The organism is Allobosea sp. CER48, assembly GCF_044752385.1.
In the GTDB taxonomy this organism is placed as follows: domain Bacteria; phylum Pseudomonadota; class Alphaproteobacteria; order Rhizobiales; family Beijerinckiaceae; genus Allobosea.
On sequence record NZ_JBIWYK010000460.1, the window covers coordinates 1 to 2395 of the forward strand.

The 2395-nt window shown below is 70.2% G+C and carries 2 protein-coding genes; both read right to left on the reverse strand.

Annotated features, from left to right (window positions below):
- Positions 1-43: 43 nt before the first annotated feature.
- Complete coding sequence (locus tag ACIPIA_RS14340; RefSeq protein ID WP_400510520.1) at positions 44-1018, reverse strand: Gfo/Idh/MocA family protein; 975 nt, start codon at positions 1016-1018, stop codon at positions 44-46.
- Between the two features lie 80 nt (positions 1019-1098).
- On the reverse strand, positions 1099-2395 hold a 1297-nt coding region (locus ACIPIA_RS14345; RefSeq protein WP_400510522.1), incomplete at its 5' end, for an O-antigen ligase family protein.

Below are 2395 nucleotides of genomic sequence, written 5' to 3' on the forward strand. Positions count from 1 at the left end.
GCGCCGCCCCTGCAAGCCGGGGCGCCGCCTTCGTTCGGACAGGTCAGGCGCTCTTCAGGATGGTCTCGACAATGTCCTGCACGTCGAGGGCCTCCTGCAGCGTCGCAAGATGATGCGGCTCGCCGCGGGTGAGCTTGGCCACCCCTTCGAGCTGTCGGCGCAGGGCCAGCGGACGGGCTTCGTTCTGGGACAGCGCCTCGGGGTCGCGCTCCCAGCTGCCGTCCGGGAGGCGGCGCTCCGCATGCGACCAGTCGCAGAGCCGCACCGCGCCCTTGTCGCCTTCCAGCGTCCAGACATTGTGGTCGTCCTTGGCGGTGGTGCCGACGCTGCCGGTCAGGCTGACCGGCAACGCGCCCGCCGTCAGCGTCGCCTCGATCCCGCGCTCGCTCCTGCCGGCCTCAGGGAAAGCGGCCCGGGCCTTGAGGTCGCTGAAGGGGCCGGCGACGCGTCGCGTCAGGAACAGGAAATGCGAGACGACCTCGCGGGTGAAGCCGCCCTGTTCGGTGCGGTCGAGCCAGCCGGCGGCATCGACCTGCCAGGAGCGCGGCCAGGTCGCGAAGGCGACCTCGATCGTGACGCGCCGCGGCGTGCCGACCGCGCCGGAGGCGATCCAGTCACGCAACCGCGCCACGGCCGGCGACGAGGCGAAGGGGAAGTTCACCGCGCCGCGATCGCCGGCCTCCGCGACGAAGGCGCGGGCGTCCTCGACATCGACCGCCAGCGGCTTCTCGCAGAACACGGCCTTGCCGGCGGCGAGGGCAGCACGTGCATGAGCGAGGTGGGAGGAGGGCGGCGAAGCGATGTAGACGCAGTCGCTCGCGGCGATCAGCGCGGCCGCGTCGGGCTGGCGCGGCACGGCAGGCAGGGCGCCGCCGATGCGCTCCATAGCCTCGGCCGAGGGATCCCAGATGCCGGAGACGCCGAGCGCCGTCGCCGTCTGGTCCAGGGCAGCGCGCAGCATGCGCTCGCCCATGATGCCGGCGCCGATCAGGCCGAAGGAGATGGGAGTCTGGGACATGGCGGAATCTCGAGCAGGCGGTGGAAGGGCGAAACGCCGCGCCTTCCATGGCATGCCGGGATGGTCGGACGGAAGCCGCTTTAGCGCGCGCTCTCGGGCGGCACGGATGCGGCCCGCATCCGCGCGGTCAGCGAAAGCCCCATCACGGCCAGCGCGAACAGCACCCAGAGCGGATCGGCCCGGTTGAGGATGAAGGCCTCGAGCATGCCGACATAGGTCATCAGGACCACGACCATCAGGAAGAGATCGGCCAGCCGGCGGTTGGCCGGCTCCCGCCAGCTGCTCAGATAGTTCCTCAATGGCTGCACCATCAGCAGGTAGATGATCGCGGCTGCGCCTGGCACGCCGAAGAACAGAGCGGCGTCGAGATAGCTGTTGTGGCCGGAGCCGATGCCGCGCACGTCCCAGCTCGCCTCGTAGTTCTCCTCGAGCCCGGTCACCACCGGCGTCTGCCAGAAGCTGTAATAGCCGTAGCCGAGCCAGGGCCGGTCGGCGACGTGCCGCAGCCCGAACTTCCAGATCTCGTCGCGTCCGGTGAAGGTCGGGTCGGAGGTCAGCATCGCGGTCAGCGCATGCAGCTGCGGCGACATGGCGGAGCCTATGGTCAGCGCCGCGATCACCGCCACGAGGATCAGATGCAGCAGGACGGAGAGGCGCGGCCGGCCGGTGAAGCGCGCGAGGAGGACGACGCCGATCGCCAGCGGCAGGAAGCCCATGGTCGTCTTCGAGCCGCTCTTGAGGACGAAGAGCAGGCCGAGTGCGACGATCAGGCCGCCGCGCCAGCGCAGGCCGCTGCGCCAGGCATAGATGCCGAACATCGCGACCACCGAGAACACCGGTGCCGCATAGTTCTTGTGCGTGAGATGGCCGCGCCAGTCCCCGGCATGGACGCCTTCGACCCCTTCGGAGCTGTGGATGGCGAGGTGCGGCGCCAGCAGCAGGGCGCCGTAGACAAGCGCCAGCAGGACGAGGCAGGCGTTGGCGACTCCGGTCACGAAGCTTGCCTCGTCGCGCGGGAGGACGAGCACGCCGGTGACGACGATCATGACGATGGCGGCGAGCAGGAGGCCTCGCAGCGACGCTGTCGGATCGAGCGACTGCGCCGCCGAGAGTGCGGCGATGCCGAAGACGATGGCCCAGCTGCCGAAGCCGAGCCGGGCCAGGACGGCGCGCTGCGTCAGGGTCAGCATCGCCGCAAGGAAGGCGATGCCGAGCCCGAAATAGCCGATCTGGTTGACGATGTTGCCCGTCGATTCCCCGGGCGCGGCCGCGTTCGGAACGCCGGCGAAGGGCTGCAGCGACAGCATCAGGATGAACAGCCCGAACCCGGCGAGCGCATTGGCTGCCGAGACCGCACGCGATGGCGCGGAACGCGCC

Bases quoted from the DNA above. Each gene is read 5' to 3' on its own strand.
- ACIPIA_RS14340 (WP_400510520.1), bottom strand. From the start codon at position 1,018: ATGTCCCAGACTCCCATCTCCTTCGGCCTGATCGGCGCCGGCATCATG.